Consider the following 19,029-nt stretch of genomic DNA (forward strand, 5'->3'; position numbering starts at 1 on the left):
GATTCCGGGATCGCCGGAAGCAGCAGTAGATTTGTGGTCGTGGACGCCTGCGCGGGCGGCCCCGGCACGACGGCTGGACCGGCCCCCCGGCACGCGTCTCCGGCGCCCCGCGTGCCGGCCGACCGGCGCCGGAGCCAAGGGACCCAGCGATGTCCGCTCTCTCGATCCTCGACATCTCCGCCGTGCGCGCCGCGCCCGTCTCCCGCGAGCCCTACGCTTACACGCTCGGCAGCAACGTCCTGAATCCCGACGCGATCGACGACATCCGGCGCGACTTCCCGGACATCGCCAAGCCCGGCTACCTCACGGTCGACGAGGTCACCCTGAAGGGCCGGTTCAAGGCGCTGATCGACGAGCTGGAGAGCGACGCCTTCTCGAAGATCCTCGGCGAGAAGTTCGGCATCGACCTCGTCTCCTGCCCGCGCCTGACGACCATCATGCGCCGCAGCCAGCTGAAATACGGCTCGATCCACACTGACGGCCCGTCGAAGGTGCTCACCCTGCTCGTCTACATGAACGACGCCTGGGACGCCCCGGCGGCCGGCCGCCTGCGGGTGCTCTACGACGGCCGCAACTATGAGCCCTTCGCGGTGGAGGTCCCGCCGACCATGGGCACGATGTTCGCGTTCCTGCGGGCGGACAATTCCTGGCACGGCCACGAGCCCTTCGAGGGCGAGCGGCGCGTGGTCCAGGTGGCGTGGCTCAGGGACGCGTCGGAGCTGGAGCGCAAGCGCAAGCGCAACCGCACGGCGCAGTTCCTGAAGGGCATCTTCGGCCGCTGAGCGGACGAGAGGGGGGCGGACCATGGGGGCGGTCGTTCTGGCGGATCCGGGCGACGGGGCGCGTTCCGGCTCCTGGCGTCGCTTCGCCTTGCCGACCCTCCTCATCCTCGGCTGGGTGGGCCTGTTCGCCTACAGCGCCGCCTACCTGACCGAGGACCTGCCGTTCCGCCCGTCCCCGCCGGAAGCGAGCCCGTCCGCGGCGGGGTCCGCCGCGCCGCGCCCTGCGCGCCGCGTCGTGATGCTCGACGAGCCCGACCCGCTCACCGCCCCGGCCGAGCCGCCCGGCCAGACCGCCATGGCGGCCTCGCCGGCGCCCGCGGCCCCGCAGAGTGCCGCGGCGCCGCCCGCGACCACGGCGAATGCCCGCCCGGCCCCGGGCGCCGCTCCGGCCGCCGCCGTGCCCACCGCGGTGCCCGCCGCCGAGTATGTCGGTGTCTGGGGCCCGACGCCGGAGGCCTGCGGAGCGCGCTCGCGCCGCCGCGGCTACATCCCGGCCACGATCACGCAGGACCGCGCCCGCGCGGGCCGCACGCTGTGCCTGTTCCACGACGTGCGGCGGAGCGGTGGCGCCTGGGTCACGGCCGCCGAGTGCAGCGATCGCGGCCGCCACTGGTCGTCGCAGGTCCGCCTGCAGGTCGACGGCGAGCACCTGACTTGGTCGAGCAGCCGCGGGACCTCGACCTATATCCGCTGCGGCCGCCGCGCCGGCTAAGCGGCGCCGTCACGCCGCCGGATCCGCGCCCTGCCCCCCGGCCGCGCGCAGGACGATCCGCGCCGCGGCCCGGCTCGGCGTGTCCGCCGCGGCGAGCCGCATCCGCCCGTCGATGCGGCCGAGGGCGGCGAGCTGGACGTCGCGCTCGTGACCGCCGGCCAGGAGCGGCCGCAGGGCGCCGGCGAGACGCTCCGGGGTGCAGTCGGCCTGGACGAATTCCGGCATCGCGTTCTCGGCGAGGATCAGGTTCGGCAGCACGATGCTCGGGACCTGGATCAGCCGGCGGGCGATGAACTCCTCCGCCCGCGAGACCTTGTAGGCGACGACCATCGGGACGCCCGCGAGCGCCAGCTCCAGCGTGACCGTGCCGGAGGCGGCGAGCGCCGCCCGGGCCTCCCGGAAGGCCGCGTATTTCGGCGCCTCGCCGGTGACGATGCGGACCGGCACCGGCCACTCGGCCGACAGCCGCTCGATCAGGGCCCTGTGCCGAGTCACGGCGGGCAGCACCGCCTCGACCGCCAGGCCCTCGGCGACGCGGGCTAGCGCCGCACCGAAGACCGGCATCAGCCGCTCGATCTCGGACCGGCGGGAGCCCGGCAGGACCACGAGGCTGTAGGGAACGGCCTCGCGCCGCCCCCGCTCGGCCGCGCCGGGCCGCAGTTCCGGGAGGCGCTCGATCAGCGGGTGCCCGACATAGGTGCAGGGGGGGCCGCCGAGCCGCAGATGCGCGTCGGGCTCGAAGGGGAGCAAAGCCAGCACGTGGTCGATGAACGGCCGCATGCCCTTCGCCCGCCACGGCCGCCACGCCCAGACGCTCGGGGACACGTAGTCGATGATCGGGATGCCGGGGGCCGCCCTGCGCACGCGTCGCGCCACCGCGTGCGTGAAGCCCGGGCTGTCGATGATCACCAGCACGTCGGGCCGCGCGCGGATCGTCGCCTCGACGGTCTGGCGGATGCGGCGGAGCAGGGTCCTGGCCCGGGCGAGGACCGGCAGGTAGCCCATCACCGCGACGTCATCGAGGGGGAACAGGGACGCGAACCCCGCCTCCGCCATGGCCTCGCCGCCGACGCCGCCGAAGACGGTGTCGGGCGCGGCCTCGCGCAGGGCGCGCATCAGCTTGGCGCCGAGCTGGTCGCCGGAATCCTCGCCGGCCACGAGCCAGATCGTGCGGGGTCGGCCGGTCACGGCGCGCCCCCGTACCCGACCACGAACAGGCCGAGGCGGTCGGCCTCCGCGGCCGTCGCCGCCTGGTCGATGACCAGAGTCCCGCCCGCCTCCAGGGCGAGCCCGGCGCAGCCCGCCCGGGCCGCGTTGCGCACGGTGCGGGCACCGACGGCCGGGAGATCGATGCGGCGGTCCTGGCCGACCTTCGGGGCCTTCACCAGCACGGTCGCGGGCATCGCCCGGCCGAACCCGAAGGGGCGCCGCCCCAGGGCCCGAGCCCGGGCCAGCATGCGGTCCGTGCCCTCCGGCCCCTCCACGGCGAGGATCCGGTCGCCGGCCAGGACGACCGCCTGCCCCAGATCGTAGGGCGAGAGGGCGTCCAGGACGCCGCGCCCGGTGCGGATCGAGGCGGCCGCCTCCGCGTCCGGAGCCCGGCGCCCGAGCGGGCCGTTCGGGCAGAGCAGGTCCGGCGCGGCCTCGTGGACGCCGACAACCCGGTGGCCCGCCTCCTCGACCAGCGCGACCGCCGCCCGCAGCAGGCGGTCGTCCCCGCCGCCGGCGATCGCCCGCAGGGCCTCGCGGTTGCGCAGGGCGGCGCCCGCGTTGAGGATCGCGGCCGGGCTCGGGCGGGAGACGCCGCCCGCCGGCACCACGGTCGCCGGTCCCCAGAGCCGCAGCAGCTTCAGGGTGGCCGCGAGATCGAGGAGGTCGACCGTGGCGTCGGCGCCGGCGCGCAGGGCCGGGCCGGTGAAGCCGCGCAGCGCGATCACCCGGAAGGGCCGGCGCGCCCGGCGGAGCGACTCGGCGACGAGCTCCGGCAGGCGCCCCGCCCCCGCGATCAGGACCAGGGCCCCCTCGGGGGCGGGATCGGCCTCGGTCACGGCCCGGCCGCTCAGGCGGCGCTGATCGGGGTCGGGACCTCGCGCGGCGTGCAGATCGAGCGCTTGCCGCCGAGGCGGATGAAGTCGAGGATCTCGGCGACCGCCGCGTGGGACTCGAAGGTCGCGGCCACGTCCTCCACCCGCTCCATCAGCGTGCCCTCGGGGGCGAAGAGCAGGCGGTAGGCGCGCCGCAGCGCGTGGATGTCCTCGCGGGCGAAGCCGCGGCGCTGCAGCCCGATGATGTTGAGCCCCGACAGGTAGGCCCGGTTGCCGAGCACCATGCCGTAGGGGATGCAGTCGTTCTCCAGGCCCGACAGGCCGCCCACGAAGGCGTGCGCGCCGACCCGCGCGAACTGGATCACGGCGGCGCCGCCGCCCAGGATCGCGTAGTCGCCGACGCTGCAATGGCCCGCCAGCATGACGTTGTTGGAGAAGATCACGTGGGCGCCGACCCGGCAATCGTGGCCGACATGCGAGTTGGCCAGGAAGGTGCAGTGGTCGCCGACCACGGTCTCCAGGCCGCCGCCGCTGGTGCCCGGGTTCATGGTGACGCCCTCGCGGATCAGGCAGTCGGCGCCGATCGTCAGGGTCGAGGCCTCGCCCCGGTACTTCAGGTCCTGCGGCTGGTGGCCGATCGACGCGAAGGGGAAGATCCGGGTGCGGGGGCCGATCGCGGTGCGGCCCGCCAGGACCACGTGGCTGATGAGTTCGCAGTCCGCGCCGAGCACGACCTCGGGCCCGACATGGCAGAAGGGGCCGATCCGCGCCCCGTCGCCGATCCGGGCGCCGGACTCGATCACGGCGCTCGGGTGGATGACGGGGGCGGTCACTCCGTCACCAGCATAGCGCTGATCTCGGCCTCCGCGACCAGCGTGCCGTCGACCCGGGCCTCGCCGCGGAACCACCACATGGTCCGGCGCTGGTTCAGCTTCGTCATGTGGAAGCGCACCTGGTCGCCGGGGGTGACGGGCTTGCGGAACTTGCACTTGTCGATGGTCATGAAGAACACCTGCTTGGTGTTCCGCCCGTCCGCCCGGATGTGGCGGCAGCAGATCGCCCCCGCCGTCTGCGCCATGCCCTCGATCAGGAGCACGCCCGGGAAGACCGGCATGTCGGGGAAGTGGCCCATGAACTGCGGCTCGTTGGCCGTGACGTTCTTGATGCCAACGCAGGATTCGTCCCGGTCGATCTCGACGATGCGGTCGACCATCAGGAACGGGTAGCGGTGCGGCAGCAGCTCCAGCAGCGTCTGGATATCGGCTATGCCCAGCTCGCTGCCGGTCTCGCGCGCCGCCTCACTCATCGATATCCGCACCTCGACTTGCCGCCATCGGCGGCCCGCAATCCGGCCGCCACCGGCGCGCCGACCGCCCTCTTCGGAAGAAATCGCCGGAAGCGCAAGGCCTTCCCGGTCAGGCGTCGTCTCCCGCGGGCTCCTTGCCCGAGCGTTCCGCGAGCCGCGCGAGCGTCGTCAGCTCGCGGAACCAAGCCCGCACCGGCTTGGCGGGCGTCCCGCCCCAGCGGCTGCCCGGGGGCACGTCGCGGTTGACGTTGGACGAGCCGGCGATCTGCGCGCCGCGACCGATGCGCAGGTGGCCGACGACACCGACCTGACCGCCGAGGACGACGTAATCCTCCAGCGTGGTCGAGCCCGAGATGCCGACCCCCGACACGATGACGCAGTGGCGGCCGATCACGACGTTGTGGGCGATCTGCACGAGGTTGTCGATCTTGGTGCCCTCCCCGATCACCGTGTCGCGCGAGGCGCCCCGGTCGACCGTGGTGTTGGCGCCGATCTCGACGTCGTCCTGCACGATGACCCGCCCGACTTGCGGCACCTTGAGGTGGGTGGCGCCCATGGCGAAGCCGAACCCGTCCTGCCCGAGCCGGGCGCCCGGATGCAGGATCACCCGGTTGCCCAGGAGGGCGTGGCTGAGGGTCGTGCCCGCGCCGATCGCGCAGTCGCGCCCGATCCGGACGCCCGGCCCGATAACGGCGTTCGGCCCGACCACCGTGCCGGCGCCGATCTCGGCCCCCGGCCCGATCACCGCGCCGGGATCGACCGTGACCCCGTCCTCGAGCCGGGCCTCGGGATGGACGTGGGCGCCGGAGGCGACGCCGCGGACCGCGAACTGGGAACCGGGACGCAGCGCGTCCGGGTGCAGGCGGCCGAGCAGGGCCGCGTAGGCGCGGTAGGGATCGCGGCTGACGAGGGCGACGGTTCCGGCGGGGCAGCGCGCCGCGAAGCGGGGCGAGATGAGGCACACGCCCGCACGCGTCGCCGCGAGGGCGTCGCCGTAGCGGGCATTGTCCATGTAGGCGAGGTGGTCCGGACCGGCACTCTCCAGGGAGGCCGCGCCGCTGAACCGGCGATCCGGATCCGCTCCCTCGGGGAGGCCGAGGCCGGCGGCGGCCGCGATCTCGGCCAGGGTGAGGCCGGTGGCGGCGGTGAAGAAGACGGGATCTGTCATGTCCGACAACGCGCCGACCGGGAGAATCCGGCCGGCGCGCGTGTTTTTTTATCAGAAGCGCGAGCCGCCGGAGAAGCGGAAGGCCTGGACCTGATCCGCGCCGATATGGCCGAACTTGCCGAGGATCGGGACGAACACCTTCTGACCCTCGTCCTTGGACAGAGCGTAGGCGTAGTCGAACCGGATCGGGCCGAGCGGCGAGTTCCACAGGATGGACGCGCCGATCGAGGAGCGGATCGCCGCCGTGTCGCGGACGTTCACGCATTCCGGCTCCACGCCGATCGTGAAGGCGTTGAAGTTGCACTTCCCGGTCGTCGGCGAGATGCCGTTGATGAAGGCGTCGCCGTTCACGTTGAAGTTCCGCTGGCCGTGATAGCCGAACAGCGTGCCGGCATCGGCGAAGAGCGCGCCCTTCAGGCCCAGATCCCGCGGAACGAGGGGCAGCGGGAACTGCACTTCGAGGGTGCCGCCGACGTAGGTCGAGCCACCGATGGCGTTCGAGCGGGCGTCGGCGATGCCGACGTCGCGCGGACCGATGCCGTTCGGCGCGAAGCCGCGGACCAGCGACGGGCCGAGGAAGAACTGGTCGGTCACCCGCAGCGGGTCGTTGTTGAGCGACGAGATGTGGCCGCCCTGGAAGCGGATGAAGCCGACCACGTCCTCGAAGATCTCCTTGTAGTACCGCGCGTCGGCGGTCACGCGGAAGAACTTGGAGTCGCCGCCCAGGCCCGCGACGTCGGGCTTCAGCTCGGCGTAGAGACCGTTGCGGGGCGCGCCGATCACGTCGAGGGTCGAGTAGGCGAGCGTCAGGCCGGCCAGCGAGGTCAGCGTGTTGCCTTGCGAGCCCTTGATGGCGATCGAGGCCTCGCCGTCATACGCGCAGTTCGGGTAGATCGACTGGCCGCCGATGTTGCGGCCGGTGTTCGGGTCGATCGTGCCCGCCGCGTAGGTGGCGGTGTAGCCCGGGATCGGGATCGAGCAGTCGTTGTACGGCCGCTTGAGGGTGTTCGGCACCTTCAGCTCGGTGTTGTACAGCGAGTAGCGCAGCGTGATGCCGAACTCCTCGGTGATCGGCAGGCCGAGGCGCAGCTGACCGCCGTACACCGTGGTCTCGTAGCGCGAGTACCGGGTCAGGTCGGAGTACTTGTAGAAGGCATCGAAGCCCGCCGCGAGGCGGTAGCCGAGGAAGTACGGCTCGGTGAACGAGAAGTCGACGCCGCGCGAGTACTGGCCGCCCGTACCGGCGAGGCGGACGTACTGGCCGCGGCCGAGGAAGTTCGACTCGGAGACCGAGACCTCGCCGATGATGCCGTCCTGGGTGGAGTAGCCGCCCGCCACCGAGAACGAACCCGTGGGCTGATCCTCGACGTCGATGTTGATGACCACGCGGTCCGGGGCCGAGCCCGGCTCGTTCGAGAAGCGGACCTTCTTGAAGAAGCCCAGGCCGTTCAGGCGCCGCTCGGCGCGGTCGGTCAGCACGCGGTTGTAGGCATCGCCCTCCGCGATATCGAGCTCGCGGCGGATGACGTAGTCGCGGGTGCGGGTGTTGCCGCGGATGTTGATGCGCTCGACGTAGACGTGCGGGCCGTCCTCGACCACGAAGCCGAGGGAGACCTGGTGGCTCGCCGGGTCGCGCTGGCCGGTCGGGCGGACCTGCGCGAACGGGTAGCCGGCGCGGTTGACCTGGCGGGTGACGTTGTTGAGCGTCTTCTCGACGTCGTCGGCGTTGTAGACGTCGCCCACGGAGGTGGCGATGTCGCTGTCGAGCTTCGCGGTGTCGAGGCCCGGCAGGCGGGAATCCACCTGGACGGCGCCGACCCGGTACTGCTCGCCCTCGCTCACCGTGATGGTGATGACGTAGCCGGACTTGTCGCCCTCGACGTAGCGCGCGTCGGCGCTGACCACCTGGAAGTCGGCGTAGCCGTTCTTCAGGTAGTAGCGGCGGACCTGGTCGAGGTCGTTGGTGATGCGGTCGGGATCGTAGACATCGGAGGTCTTGATGAACGACAGGAAGTTCATCTCCGAGGAGCTCATCAGCCCCTTCAGCGTCCGCTCCGAGTAGGCGTTGTTGCCGACGAAGTTGATCGAGAGGATGCCGGTCTTGTCGCCCTCGTCGATCTGGTAGATCACGTCGACGCGGCCGTTGGGCAGGTCCACGGTCCGGTAGGTCACCTTGGCGGTGCCGCGGCCGAAGCGCTTGTAGACGTCGCGGATGCGCGCGAGGTCGGCGTTGATGATCGCCTCGCTGTACGGCCCGCGGGACTTGGCCTCGACCACCCCTTCCAGGGTGGCCTTCTCGATCTTCTTGTTGCCCTCGAAGACCACGCGGTTGATCAGGTTGTTCTCGCGGACGGTCACCACCGTGCGGCCGCCCGACTGGGCGACCTTCACGTCGGAGAACATCCCGCTAGCGAGCAGGTTGCGGCGGGCCTCCTCGGCGGAGCCGGACGCCGTCCCGGTCACGTAGGACCGGATCGTGTCGGCATCGACGCGGTGGTTGCCCTGGACGACGATCTGCTGCGCCTGGGCAGCCCCGCTCAGGACGACACCCAGACCGGCAGTGACTAGGACGATGGTTTTCCGCACCGACTTACGTCGGGGCTTCCCCGTCAACGACATCATGCAATCGCCCGTTTCTGTTCTGGTCGCGGGGGTTAGCCCGTCACAGGCGACCGTTGATCGGCCGTCCCGTCACCTGGTCCAAGCGTGGCTTCGGTCCAAGCGTAGCTCTTAGCGGGATTCCCCTGCCAAGCAAACGCGCGGGAGGCCATCGTCAGGGGATTTTGGGGGGTCGTGGCCTTCGCGCCACTTAACGGTGCGGTCAGCTTACGGGCAAACCGCGGATCATGGTGAACGCGCCGTAAACGCCTGAGCGGTCGGCCCTTTTTCGCGACGCTCGCGGTCCCGTGAACGCCCCGTTAACCCCGTTTCGACGCGCCGGCGCGGCGTCATCCGGGCGGTGTCCGGGCGAGATCGCGGCGGGATTGGGGCAGCGTTTCCGGTGGAGATCCGGCGGGGATCCCGGGATCCCCGCCGGCCCCGGATCAGGTGTTCCGCCAGGAGGCGCCGAGGTTGAGGATGTCGTTCCAGGCGGCGAACAGCATCAGCATCAGCACCAGGGCGAGGCCGATGCGGAAGCCGATCTCCTGGGCCCGCTCGCTCAGCGGGCGGCCGCGCACCACCTCGAAGGCGTAGAACAGCAGGTGGCCGCCATCGAGCAGCGGCACCGGGAACAGGTTGAGCAGGCCGATCGAGACGGAGAGCAGGGCGATCAGCCCGACCAGGCCGCCGACGCCGCCGGTCTTGGCGACCTCGCCGGAGACGCGGGCGATGCCGATCGGACCCGAGAGCTGGTCGGCGGATTCCCGCCCGGTCACGAGCTTGCCGAGATACGAGAAGGTGCGCTCGACGACGAAGTAGGTCTCCTTCACGCCGAGATTGAGCGAGTCGAGCGCCCCGTACTGCACCAGTCGCGCCTCGGAGCCCGCGGGCGAGCGGATGCCGAGCCGGCCGATCCGGTGGCGGCCGAACGGCGTCTTCTCCTCGAAGGTGGCCGGCGTCGCCTGGATGGTGATGGGCTGGTCGTTGCGCTCCACCGTGAAGGTCAGCGGCGTCCCGGCGCTGCCGGTCACCGTGCGGTACATGGCGTTGAAGTCGCCGATCTTCTCGCCGTCGATGGCGGTGATCACGTCGCCGGGCTGGAAGCCGGCCTGGGCGGCGACGCTGTTCGGCTCCACCGACGAGACCCGGGCGGGCAGCTCGTAGCGGCCGCCGAGCCAGATGGCACCCGCGAAGAGCAGGATCGCCAGGATGAAGTTGGCCACCGGGCCCGCGGCGACGATCGCGGCGCGCTTGGACACGGGCTGGGTCGGGAAGCTGATCGCCCGCTCGTGCGGGCTCATCCGGGCGACCGCCTCGGGATCGGGCATGCTGGCGCCGTTCACGTCGCCGTGGAACTTCACGTAGCCGCCGAGCGGGATCGCGCAGACCTTCCAGCGGGTGCCGCGCCGGTCGTTGAACCCGAACAGCTCGGGACCGAAGCCGAGCGAGAAGGCGTGCACGCCGACCCCGCACCAGCGCCCGACCAGGAAGTGGCCCATCTCGTGCACGAACACCACGACGGTGAGCACGAACAGGAACGGGATCACGGCGCCGAAGAAACCGCCGGCGGTTCCGCCCATCGCGTTGAGGAAGTCCATAAGCCGTATCCTGGCCGTCTCGGCGCCGGCTTCTCGGGCCGGCCATCCGCCCTGTCTAGCAGATCGGCGGTGCCGACCGCCAACGCAATCCTGCGGCCCGGCCGCGGAAGGTCGCACGCGCCGTCCGATTCCGCACCGGCCGATCGCGCGGGGTCGGTCCCGCCCGTCGGGGACCGCCCGTCAGTGGCCGCCGCCCCCGCCCGCGCCGGCCTTCGGCCGCCGGATCATGGGGACCGCGCAGGCCATCGCGAGGAACAGGACGGTGAGGGACAGGAACACGTCCTCGAAGGCCATGACGAGGCCCTGGATCCGCACCGTGTTGGTCATCGCCTTCAGCGCCATGTCGGAGGCGGCGCTGCCGTAGGCGTCGAAGCCGCGCTGCATCGCGTCGAGCCGCTCCAGCGCGGCCGTGTTCGCCCAGGTGAAGCGCTCGTGCAGCCGGGCGAGGTGCAGGTCCCAGCGGTCGTTGAGGATCGTGTTGATCAGCGCGAGCCCGACCGCGCCGCCGAGGTTGCGGGTCAGGTTGAACAGCCCCGACGCGTTCTTCATCCGCGCCGGCGGCAGCGTGCCCAGCGCGATGTTGTTGATCGGGATCATGCACAGCATCAGCGAGCAGCCGCGCAGGATCTGCGGCACGAGCAGCTCGTAGAAGTCCCAGTCCTTGGTGAGGCCCGTGACGATCCACGTGCCGCAGGCGAAGCCGACGAAGCCGATCCCCATCATGATCCGGGGATCGACCTTGCCCGAGAGCCGGCCGGCGATCGGCGCGGTGGCGAACATGCACAGGCCGGAGACGAACATCGTCTCGCCGATCATCAGCGCCGAGTAGCCGCGCACCCGGGCGAGGTAGACCGGGTAGATGTAGGTCAGCCCGTAGAGGCCGATGCCCAGCACGAAGCTCGCCACGCAGCCGCTGGCGAAGTTCCGGTCCGAGAAGGCCCTGAGATCGACGATCGGCTGCTTCGCCGTGAAGACCCGCCAGAAGAACAGCAGCGCCGACGTCCCGCAGACGATTGCGCAGGCGAAGACCGCCTCGTCCTGCAGCCAGTCGTGGTTGGGCCCCTCCTCCAGCACGTATTCGAGGCAGCCGAGGAAGCCGGCCATGAAGGCGAGTCCGGCCCAGTCGAACGACCGGATCAGGCCGTAATTGGGCTCGTCGAAATCGACCAGGATCCAGGTCGAGACCGTCACGAAGATGCCCGGCACGACGTTGATCAGGAACAGCCAGTGCCACGACATCAGGTCGGTCAGGTAGCCGCCCACCGTCGGCCCGATCGTCGGTGCCAGCGTCGCCACGAGGCCGATCATCGGCGAGACGATGGTCCGCTTCGAGGGCGGGAAGATCGTGAAGGCCGCGGCAAAGACGGTCGGGATCATGCCGCCGCCGATGAAGCCCTGGAGCGCCCGCCAGACGATCATCTCGCCGATCGACGAGGAGGTGGCGCACATCAGGCTCATCAGGGTGAAGCCGCCCGCCGAGATGGCGAACATCCAGCGCGTCGAGAGCACCCGCGACAGGGTGCCGGAGAGCGGGATCGAGATGACCTCGGCGATCAGGTAGCTGGTCTGGACCCAGGGGATCTCGTCGCCGGAGGCCGAGAGCCCGGCCTGGATCTCGTTCAGGGAGGCCGAGACGATCTGGATGTCCAGGATCGCCATGAACATGCCGAAGACCATGCAGACGAACGCCACCATGCGGCGGCGGTCGAGGGGCGGATCGGCGGCGCGGATCGGCGCGCCGGGCGCGAGGGCGGCACTGGCGGCCATCGCCGGTCTCAGCGGCTCGCGGTGCTGACCGGCCGCGGCGCGGAGGCGCGGTCGAGGACGGAGCGGTCCGCGCCGGTGCGGGTATCGACCCGGACCACCGCCGACAGGCCCGGCCGCAGCAGGCCCTCGCGGGCGACCTCCTCGGGCACGCGCACCCGCACGGGCAGGCGCTGGACGATCTTGGTGAAGTTGCCGGTGGCATTGTCGGGCGGCAGCAGGCTGAACACCGAGCCGGAGGCCGGCGAGAACGATTCCACCACGGCGTGGATCTCGCGGTCCGGATAGGCGTCGACCGTCACGGTCACCGGCTGGCCGGGACGCATGCGCTCGACCTGGGTCTCCTTGAAGTTCGCGTCGATCCGGACGCTCTGGAGCGGGACCAGCGCGGCGATCCGCGTGCCGGGCCCGACATAGGCGCCGGCCTCGACGGCCTTGTTGCCGACCACCCCGTCGAAGGGCGCGCGGATCGCCGTGAAGTCGAGGTCGCGCCGGGCCCGGTCGACGGCGGTGCGGAGTTCCGCCGCGAGGCTCTCCGCCTCGCGCTTCTGCGCCTGGAGCACGTCCACGTTGGCGCGGGCCGCGAGGAGGCCGGCCTCCATGGCCTTCACGGAGGCCTCGGTGCGGTCGCGGTCGGCGCGGGTCTGGTCGATGCGCGACTTGGCGACGTAATCCGCCTGCATCTGCGTCGACCGGGCGAAGTCGGCCTGGGCGCGGACGGCGTCGGCGCGGGTCGCGTCGAGCTGCGCGGCGGCCTGGGCGACCTGGGCCTGCGCCGCCTCGGCCTGCCGGCCGATCCGCGCGATCGTGCTCTCCTGGGTGGCGAGCTTGTCCTGCGCCGCCTGCAGCGCGAGGCGGTAGTCGCCGTCGTCGAGCTTGGCGATGACGTCGCCCTTCTTCACCGCGAGGCCGTTCACGACCGGGACCGACTGGAGATAGCCCGGGATCTTGGCCGCCAGGACCGAGATGTCGGCCTGGACGTAGGCGTCGTCGGTCGAGACGAAGAACCGCCCGACGGTCCACCACTGCCATCCCTGATACGCGCCGCCGCCCAGGGCGGCCGTCAGCAGTCCGAGCAGGACGAGCCGCTTCACGGAGCGCTTGCGGGCGGGCGGCGCCTCGACCGGCACGGGCGTCGGCAGGGACGCCGCGGCGGGGGCCGGCGCGGCCGGAGCCGTGCGCTCGGCGCGCGCCTCGTCCCCGGCCTCGATTCGGGACTCAATAGCGGCATCGAGACCGGAACTCGGCCGATCGGCGTCCTCGCGAAGGGACATATCAGCGCCTCGACATCAATGACCGAACCGTTCGGTCAATAACGAGGCACGGCTTGACGCGCCCCCGAAGAAGCCGCAGGTTATTTTGACCGAACGGTTCGGTCAAGCGTGACGGTGTCACGGTGCGGAGCGGGATCATGGCTCAGGGTGCGGCGTTGGAGCGGGGTCAGGCCCAGCACGAGGGCGACAAGCGGCAGCAGATCCTCGAGGGCGCACGGACGGTGTTCCTGGCGGCGGGGTTCGACGGCGCCAGCATGGGCGAGATCGCGCGGGCGGCCGGGGTCTCGAAGGGCACGCTCTACGTCTACTTCGAGAACAAGGAGGACCTGTTCGAGGCGCTGACCATTCAGGAGAAGGCCAGCCTCGCGGAGGCCCTGTTCACCCTGGACGCGGACGATCCCGACGTGCCGGGCGTCCTGACCCGGCTCGGAAGCAGCTTCCTGACCGAGATGTGCCGGCCGGCGCACGTCTCGCTGGTCCGCATGGTCATCGGCGCGAGCGAGAAGTTTCCGCGCTTCGGGCAGGTCTACTACCAGGCCGGTCCGGCCTGCGGCGTCGAGCGCCTCTCGCGCTACCTCGACGCGCAGGTCCAGGCGGGACGCCTGACGATCGCCGACACCGAGCTCGCGGCCCGGCACTTTCTGCATCTCTGCCAGGCGGGTCTGCTGACCCGCCTGCTGTTCGCGGCGGGCGGCATCGCCGGCGAGGCCGAGATGCGCCATCAGGTCGACGAGGCGGTGCGCGTGTTCCTGGCCGGGTACGGCCCCGGGCGCTGAGGCGCGGCTCAGGCGGGAAACGTCGTTGCGAGCGCAGCGAAGCAATCCAGGGCGGCGCGACATTCTGCGAGCGTGGCGTCGCTGGATTGCTTCGCTGCGCTCGCAATGACCGGGTTCAGCCGGCGGCGCGCAGCTCCGGCAGGGCCTCGGCGCTCCAGATCCGCACGTGGGCGTCGATGGCGAGCGCCTCGTCGACGTCGGCGGGCGCGGCCCGGTACTGGCCGGCGAAGTGGGTGCAGGCGCGCTCGACCAGATCGCTGATCCCGTAGAAGCCGATCCGGCCGGCGATGAAGGCCGCCACCGCGATCTCGTTGGCGGCGTTCATCACGGTGGGCGCCGCGCCGCCGGCGGCCAGGGCCGCGCGGGCGATCCGCAGGCACGGGAAACGCGCCTCGTCCGCGGCCTCGAAGGTCAGCGAACCGAGCTTCACGAGGTCGAGGGGCCGGCCGCGCTCGATCGTCAGCCGGTCGCCGAGGCCGAGGCAGTGCGAGATCGGCACGCGCATGTCGGGCAGCGCCAGCTCGGCGGTCACCGCCCCGTCGAGCCAGTAGACCATGCCGTGGATCACCGATTGCGGGTGCACGACCACGTCGAGGCGCTCGGGCTCGATGCCGAACAGGTGGTGCGCCTCGATCAGCTCGAGGCCCTTGTTCATCAGGCTCGCCGAATCGATGTTGATCTTCATGCCCATCGACCAGGTCGGATGGGCGGCGGCCTCGGCCGCGGAGGCGGCGGCGATCCGCTCGCGGGTCCAGGTCCGGAACGGGCCGCCCGAGGCCGTGATCATCATGGTGCGGACGTCGGCGAGCGGCCGGCCGGCCAGCGCCTGGCTCAGCGCGTCGTGCTCGGAATCCATCGGCAGGATCGTGGCGCCGTAGCGGGCGGCGTCGCGCATGAAGGCGTCGCCGGCGCAGACGAGGCTCTCCTTGTTGGCGAGCGCGACCTTGCGGCCGAGCCGGAGGGCGGCGTGGGTCGATTTCAGCCCGGCCGCCCCGCTCACGGCGGCGACGACGATGTCGGCGTCGCGGGCGGCGGCCTCCATGACGGCCGCCTCCCCCGCCCCGCTCGGGATGCCGGAGCCCGACAGGGCCTCGGCCAGCGCCGGGCCGGCGGCCTCGTCGGCGAGCGCCGCGAAGGAGGCGTTGAGCTCGCGGGCGACCTTGGCCAGGGCGACGGGATCCTTGCCGCCGACCAGGGCGCCGACGCGGAACCGGTCGGCGTGCTGCGCCAGGAGGTCGGCGGTGGAGCGGCCGATCGAGCCGGTGGCGCCGAAGACGGTGACGACCTGGGTCACGGGTTCAACTCCCTCATCGTCACGGGATCAGACCGCCGCCGCGCAGGGCGAGATAGACGGCCGCCAGCACGGCCACCGCGAAGAATCCGTCGAGCCGGTCCATGACGCCGCCATGGCCGGGGATGATCTTGCCCGAATCCTTGACGCCGTAATGGCGCTTCAGGCCGGACTCGATCAGGTCGCCGGCCTGGCTCAGGACCGAGGCGAGCGCGCTCACGCCCGCCACGACCGGGAGAGAGGCGGCGCTGGGCAGGGTCATGCCGGCGAGGTCGGCGACCACCGGCACCAGCGTCCCGGCCGCGACCGCGCCGGCGAGGCCGCCGAGGGCGCCCGACCACGTCTTGTTGGGCGAGACCCGGGGCATCAGCTTGGGGCCGCCGATCTTCCGGCCGGCGAAGTAGGCGGCGATGTCGGTGGACCAGACCACCGCGAACATCCAGGCCGGCCCGACGAGGCCGATGGCGGGGTCGTCGCGCAGGGCCACCGGCACCGCCGCGATCGCCGCCGCGCCGAGCACGCCGAGGAAGGCGCGGAGCCGGCCCCGTCCGGTCCGCGCCACCGTGGCGCAGGCCGCGGCGCCGAGCAGCAGGACCGCGAGGCAGGCCGGCGTCGGGGCGCCGCCGCGCTGGCAGAGCAGCAGGGCGCCGAGCGTCGCCGCGCCCAGCGCGATCAGCACCTCGCGGGGCTCGGTGCGGCTCATCACCATCCACTCGGCGAAGCCGACGATGCCGGCGGCGAGCCAGATCCCCGCGAAGGGCCAGCCGCCATAGACCAGAGCGGCCAGCACGCCGGCGCCGAGCACGAGGCCCGAGGCGACGCGCAGCCACAGCTCGCGCCGTCCCGAGGGACGCGCGGCCGGTGCGGCGGCGGAGGTCACGCGCGTCCTGCCCTTCGCCTCAGACCTGCATGATCTCCTTCTCCTTGGACGCCAGCACGCCGTCGATCTCGGCGATGTACTGGTCGGTCGCCTTCTGCACGTCGGTGGCCTGACGCTTCTCGTCATCCTCCGAGATGGCGCTGTCCTTCAGGAGCTTCTTGAGATGGTCGAGGCCGTCCCGGCGCACGTGGCGCACGGCGACGCGGGCCTCCTCGGTGTACTTGTGGGCGACCTTGACCATCTCCTTGCGGCGCTGCTCGTTCATCTCGGGGATGCGGAGCCGGATGGTCTGTCCCTCGGTCTGCGGGTTGAGGCCGAGGTCGGATTCGCGGATCGCCTTCTCGACGGCCGTGACCATGCTGCGGTCCCAGACCGAGATCGACAGGAGCCGCGGCTCCGGCACGCTGACGGTGGCGACCTGGGCCATCGGCATCATCGAGCCGTAGGCGTCGACCTGGATCGGGTCGAGGAGCGACGGCGTGGCGCGCCCGGTGCGCAGCGAGCCGAGATCCTTCGAGAGCGAGGACACAGCGCCCTGCATGCGGCGCTTGATGTCGTTGAGATCGAATTCCGGTGTGGCCATGAGGGTCGTCCCGAGACGTCTGACGTGGTCTTGAGCCCGGCGCGGGCAGTCGCGGCCTCAATGGACGAATTTTTTCAGGGCCGCAAACGGTCGCGGCCCGGTCGTGCCGCGCGTCAGGGCGCCACGAGGGTCGAGGGCGCGTCGCCCGACAGGATTGCGGCGATCGAGCTCGGCGGGTGGAGCGAGCCGACCACGATCGACAGGCGGCTCTCCCGGGCCAGCGCGAAGGCGGCGGTGTCCATCACCTTGAGGTCGCGGGCGATCGCCTCGTCGTGGGTGATGCGGTCGTAGCGCGTGGCGCTCGGATCCTTCTTCGGATCCGCCGAGTAGACGCCGTCCACCTGCGTCGCCTTGAGGACCGCGTCGCAGCGCAGCTCGGCGGCGCGCAGCACCGCGGCGGTGTCGGTGGTGAAGAACGGGTTGCCGGTGCCGCCGGCGAGGACGACGACCTGGCCCTTGTCCAGGTGGTGCAGGGCCGGCTGGCGGGCATAGGTCTCGCAGATGGTCGGCATCGACACCGCCGACATGGTCCGCGCCTGCACGCCCGCGGCGTTGAGCGCCGTCTCGATCGCCAGCGAGTTCATCACCGTGGCCATCATGCCGAGCGAATCCCCGGTCGCCCGGTCGATCCAGCCGGCCGCGGAGATCCGCGCGCCGCGGATCATGTTGCCGCCGCCCACCACGATGGCGATCTCGGCGCCCGACTCGATCGTGCGGGCGATGTCCTCGGCGAGCGCCGCCAGCGTCGGCGGATGCAACCAGTAGCCGTCGGGAGCGGCGAGCGCCTCCCCCGACAGCTTCACGAGGATACGGCGAAACGGCGTCGTCTCCGGCATCTGGGCCCCCGGCTCCATCCCGCATCGCGTGAGCGGGGAGGCTTCTACGTCAACCGCCCGAGCGCCGTCGAGGGGCCCGCCACCGATACGGCGGGGATCGTGGACCGAAATGCTACCGGCGCGCGAGCGACGTGCGAGAGACGTGCGCCCTGGGAGGACGTCTGCGCCGCCGTCGCGGTCCGGGTCCGAGCGCCGGCGCCTGTTCTCAGCTGCCGGCGAGGACGCCGACGGCGCCGAAGACGGTCATGGCGAGGCCGGAGGCGAACACGCCGATCATGAGGTAGGAGAAGGGCTTCAGAGGCATGACCGGACCGTAGCGCGGCGCCGCACGGCGGAGTGTGCGGCGCAACACGACCCCGCGCGGATCGATCGGGCGGCTCCGGAAACGCGAAGCCCCGCCCGGCTCGTGCCGGACGGGGCTGATCTCACGATGGAGGCCCGGCAAACCGGGCGCTCGCGGTCTGTCTCAGGCGCGGCCGGCCTGCTGGGCGACCTCGGTGGCGAAGTCCGGACCCTCTTCCTTCTCGATGCCGTCGCCCAGCGCGTAGCGGACGAAGCCCGTCAGGGTCACGGGGCCGCCGACCTTGGAGCCGGCCTCCTTGAGGACCTGGCTCACGGTCTTGGAACCGTCGTGCACGAAGGGCTGCTCCAGGAGGGTGACCTCCTTGTAGTAGCTCTTCAGGCCGCTCTCGACGATCTTGGCCATCACGTGGTCCGGCTTGCCGGCGTTCTTCTCGCGCAGGATGTTCGACTCGCGCTCCACCGTGGCGGCGTCGACGCCCGAGGCGTCCAGCGCCACCGGGTTGGTCGCCGCGATGTGCATGGCGATCTGGCGGCCCAGCGCCGAGAGCGCGTCGACGTCGCCCTCGGACTCGAGCGCCACGAGCACGCCGATCTTGCCGAGGCCCTCGGAGATCTGGTTGTGCACGTAGGAGGCGATGACGCCCTTCTTGACCTCGAGCTTGGTGACCCGGCGCAGGTTCATGTTCTCGCCGATGGTGGCGATCAGGGCCTGCAGCTTCTCCGAGACGGTCTCGGTGGCGCCCGGGAAATGGGCGGCCTGGAGGCCCTCGAGCGTGCCGTCGGTGTTGAGCGCGATCTTGGCGGCCTCGCGGGCGAAGGCCTGGAAGGCGTCGTTGCGGGCGACGAAGTCGGTCTCGGAGTTCACCTCGACCACGGCGGCGTGGCGGCCGGCGGACTCGACGGCGACGAGGCCCTCGGCGGCGACGCGGCCGGCCTTCTTGGCGGCCTTGGCGAGACCCTTCTTGCGCAGCCAGTCGACGGCGGCCTCGATGTCGCCCTGCGTCTCGTTGAGCGCGCCCTTGCAGTCCATCATGCCGGCGCCGGTCTTCTCCCGGAGCTCCTTCACCATCGCGGCGGTGATGTTGGCCATGGCGGTCCCTTTCGTGTGGT

At 71.6% G+C, this 19,029-nt stretch carries 17 protein-coding genes; 3 read left to right on the top strand and 14 right to left on the bottom strand.

All coding sequences use genetic code 11. The features are described 5' to 3' along the window. Positions 1-149: 149 nt before the first annotated feature. Positions 150-782, top strand: a complete 633-nt coding sequence (locus tag ACLBYB_RS13280) for a 2OG-Fe(II) oxygenase (protein ID WP_056533055.1) — start codon at positions 150-152, stop codon at positions 780-782. A 22-nt stretch (positions 783-804) separates the two neighbouring features. Further along, positions 805-1,494: a peptidase inhibitor family I36 protein gene (locus tag ACLBYB_RS13285; protein WP_091978215.1), complete on the top strand. Its 690-nt coding sequence runs from the start codon at positions 805-807 to the stop codon at positions 1,492-1,494. Between the two features lie 9 nt (positions 1,495-1,503). Here the strand turns inward: ACLBYB_RS13285 and lpxB are convergent, their stop codons facing one another. The 9 genes from lpxB to ACLBYB_RS13330 all read right to left on the bottom strand — a co-directional run bounded on the left by lpxB (position 1,504) and on the right by ACLBYB_RS13330 (position 13,250). Continuing rightward, positions 1,504-2,682 carry a lipid-A-disaccharide synthase gene (gene lpxB / locus ACLBYB_RS13290; protein ID WP_447699046.1) on the bottom strand — a complete coding sequence of 393 codons (1,179 nt, stop codon included), beginning with the start codon at positions 2,680-2,682 and terminating at the stop codon, positions 1,504-1,506. Continuing rightward, a complete protein-coding gene (locus ACLBYB_RS13295; protein WP_447699047.1) occupies positions 2,679-3,542 on the bottom strand; it encodes an LpxI family protein in 864 nt (287 codons plus the stop codon). The genes lpxB and ACLBYB_RS13295 overlap by 4 nt, the downstream gene beginning before the upstream one ends. 11 nt (positions 3,543-3,553) lie before the next feature. Beyond that, entirely contained in the window at positions 3,554-4,372 is an 819-nt protein-coding gene (gene lpxA, locus ACLBYB_RS13300) for an acyl-ACP--UDP-N-acetylglucosamine O-acyltransferase (protein ID WP_056533043.1), read from the bottom strand. Then, a complete protein-coding gene (gene fabZ, locus ACLBYB_RS13305) occupies positions 4,369-4,845 on the bottom strand; it encodes a 3-hydroxyacyl-ACP dehydratase FabZ (RefSeq protein ID WP_020092987.1) in 477 nt (158 codons plus the stop codon). The genes lpxA and fabZ overlap by 4 nt, the downstream gene beginning before the upstream one ends. A gap of 109 nt (positions 4,846-4,954) precedes the next feature. Next, complete coding sequence (gene lpxD / locus ACLBYB_RS13310; protein ID WP_447699048.1) at positions 4,955-6,013, bottom strand: UDP-3-O-(3-hydroxymyristoyl)glucosamine N-acyltransferase; 1,059 nt, start codon at positions 6,011-6,013, stop codon at positions 4,955-4,957. A 51-nt stretch (positions 6,014-6,064) separates the two neighbouring features. After that, positions 6,065-8,635 carry an outer membrane protein assembly factor BamA gene (bamA, locus tag ACLBYB_RS13315; RefSeq protein ID WP_447699049.1) on the bottom strand — a complete coding sequence of 857 codons (2,571 nt, stop codon included), beginning with the start codon at positions 8,633-8,635 and terminating at the stop codon, positions 6,065-6,067. A 422-nt stretch (positions 8,636-9,057) separates the two neighbouring features. Next, positions 9,058-10,212 carry a M50 family metallopeptidase gene (locus ACLBYB_RS13320; protein ID WP_020092984.1) on the bottom strand — a complete coding sequence of 385 codons (1,155 nt, stop codon included), beginning with the start codon at positions 10,210-10,212 and terminating at the stop codon, positions 9,058-9,060. Positions 10,213-10,392: 180 nt separating this feature from the next. After that, positions 10,393-11,979 (bottom strand): DHA2 family efflux MFS transporter permease subunit, encoded by a 1,587-nt coding sequence (locus ACLBYB_RS13325; protein ID WP_447699050.1) that lies wholly within the window; start codon positions 11,977-11,979, stop codon positions 10,393-10,395. 8 nt (positions 11,980-11,987) lie between these two features. Then, positions 11,988-13,250 (bottom strand): HlyD family secretion protein, encoded by a 1,263-nt coding sequence (locus tag ACLBYB_RS13330; protein WP_447699051.1) that lies wholly within the window; start codon positions 13,248-13,250, stop codon positions 11,988-11,990. A 137-nt stretch (positions 13,251-13,387) separates the two neighbouring features. On the opposite strand from ACLBYB_RS13330, the gene ACLBYB_RS13335 reads away from it, so the two are divergent. Beyond that, on the top strand, positions 13,388-14,026 hold the full coding sequence (locus ACLBYB_RS13335) for a TetR/AcrR family transcriptional regulator (RefSeq protein ID WP_447699052.1): 639 nt from the start codon (positions 13,388-13,390) through the stop codon (positions 14,024-14,026). Between the two features lie 115 nt (positions 14,027-14,141). On the opposite strand, the gene dxr is transcribed toward ACLBYB_RS13335, so the two are convergent. From dxr to tsf, 5 genes are all read right to left on the bottom strand, one after another. Next, a complete protein-coding gene (gene dxr / locus ACLBYB_RS13340) occupies positions 14,142-15,320 on the bottom strand; it encodes a 1-deoxy-D-xylulose-5-phosphate reductoisomerase (RefSeq protein WP_091680444.1) in 1,179 nt (392 codons plus the stop codon). Positions 15,321-15,339: 19 nt separating this feature from the next. Further along, the gene (locus ACLBYB_RS13345; RefSeq protein WP_447681455.1) at positions 15,340-16,197 is read right to left on the bottom strand and encodes a phosphatidate cytidylyltransferase; all 858 of its coding nucleotides are present in this window, start codon (positions 16,195-16,197) and stop codon (positions 15,340-15,342) included. A gap of 19 nt (positions 16,198-16,216) precedes the next feature. Beyond that, positions 16,217-16,780 carry a ribosome recycling factor gene (gene frr / locus ACLBYB_RS13350; RefSeq protein WP_020092978.1) on the bottom strand — a complete coding sequence of 188 codons (564 nt, stop codon included), beginning with the start codon at positions 16,778-16,780 and terminating at the stop codon, positions 16,217-16,219. Between the two features lie 113 nt (positions 16,781-16,893). After that, complete coding sequence (pyrH, locus tag ACLBYB_RS13355; protein WP_026604897.1) at positions 16,894-17,616, bottom strand: UMP kinase; 723 nt, start codon at positions 17,614-17,616, stop codon at positions 16,894-16,896. 466 nt (positions 17,617-18,082) lie between these two features. After that, a complete protein-coding gene (tsf, locus tag ACLBYB_RS13360) occupies positions 18,083-19,009 on the bottom strand; it encodes a translation elongation factor Ts (RefSeq protein WP_042676079.1) in 927 nt (308 codons plus the stop codon). Positions 19,010-19,029: the final 20 nt, after the last annotated feature.

The organism is Methylobacterium sp. D54C, from assembly GCF_053345595.1.